Source organism: Xanthobacter sp. BG11Y11_SDJG, from assembly GCF_057364445.1.
The window spans coordinates 1-1,267 of sequence record NZ_JBNFNU010000684.1 but is presented as its reverse complement, the minus strand read 5'-3'; the positions used below and the strand labels follow the sequence as shown (position 1 = coordinate 1,267).

General features: G+C 65.4%; 3 protein-coding genes. 2 read left to right on the top strand and 1 reads right to left on the bottom strand.

What is annotated here, in order from left to right; genetic code table 11:
• Positions 1 to 480 (top strand): MmcB family DNA repair protein (locus AC2W7M_RS25750; protein WP_486135965.1); only part of this gene is annotated, 480 nt, incomplete at its 5' end.
• A 116-nt stretch (positions 481 to 596) separates the two neighbouring features.
• The gene (locus AC2W7M_RS25745) at positions 597 to 887 is read left to right on the top strand and encodes a DUF3892 domain-containing protein (protein ID WP_486135964.1); all 291 of its coding nucleotides are present in this window, start codon (positions 597 to 599) and stop codon (positions 885 to 887) included.
• A gap of 83 nt (positions 888 to 970) precedes the next feature.
• Here AC2W7M_RS25745 and AC2W7M_RS25740 read toward each other — a convergent pair.
• A partial coding sequence (locus AC2W7M_RS25740; protein WP_486135962.1) for a DUF4174 domain-containing protein occupies positions 971 to 1,267 on the bottom strand: 297 nt, incomplete at its 5' end.

Below are 1,267 nucleotides of genomic sequence, written 5' to 3'. Positions count from 1 at the left end.
CGCCGGGAGGCGCGGCCCCCGCGCCGCGCGAGGACGGGCGCCAGTCGCCCCACCTCGCGGGCGGTCCAACGCGGCGTGCTGCGCCACCTTTCGGCGCGTGGCCTTGTGGGCGTCCCCGAATTCTGCCTCATCTCCGGGCGGCGGGCGGACATCCTCGCGGTGGACGGGCGCGGCGAAATCTCCATCGTCGAGATCAAGTCGTCGGTCATCGATTTCCGGACCGACGGGAAATGGCCCGAATACCGCGCCTATTGCGACCGGCTGCTGTTCGCCGTGCCGCTCGATTTCCCGCTCGAGATCCTGCCCGACGACGCCGGGCTCCTGGTGGCCGACGCCTTCGGCGCCGAGCTGCTGCGCCCGGCGCCGGCGCATCCTTTGCCAGCGGCGACGCGCAAGGCGCTGATGCTGCGCTTCGCCCATACGGCCGCCTCCCGGCTCGCGGCGCTCTACGATCCCGAACTGACACGCTACAGCCTGTGAGCTTGGACGGCCGCGCGCCGGGCGGCGTGCGTGCAACTGGTCAGCCCTTATGCACTTTTTGAGGGAGAAATTTCATATAAACTCTTTTTGAGAGTATAATGAAACAGGGGGCACCCATGGCCATCTCCGTCCAAATCACATGCATCAACAAATCGCCGCGTCTCGACCCTTGGGACCGAATCCAATTCATCAGTGGGGTCAACTCCGACGGGAGCCGCTGGAAGCTTTCCCAGCCGGATGCAGTTGCGGGGATCGAAGAAAATAAGTGGGACTTCTATGTTGGTGGGGGCTTGAGGGGGAAGGTCTCGGTGATCGTCGCCACAAGCCGATACGGTAATAAGTACCTCAAGACCGAGTCAGATGGAGATCACCCCAACAATCTACTGAGCCTTCCTGAATGCCCCTGAACGCGAAGGCCAGGCTGAACCAACTCATTGAGTTGGCACAAACTTCTTCTAGATTAGCTCGCCTAGATTGATAGGATCAGGCTCTAGTTGGCGGGCGTGCCGCGCCGCATCTCGTCGCGTCTCATGGGCATCTTGTCGATCAGCGCGAACAGGGTGTCCGGGTCGACCGGCGCGCTCCAGCGCCCCGCCACGTGGCCGTCCTTGCCCACCAGCAGCACGCGGAAGCCCTCGCCGGTCACGCCCAGCCGGCGGCGCAGCGGATCGGCGGCGTCGGTCACGGTCAGCACCACCATGTGGCGCTCGCCAAGGCCGGAGCGCTCGGCCGCGAACCGGGCCGCCTGGTCGGCAAGGCGCGGATCGGCGGCGGAGGGGGCGAACGA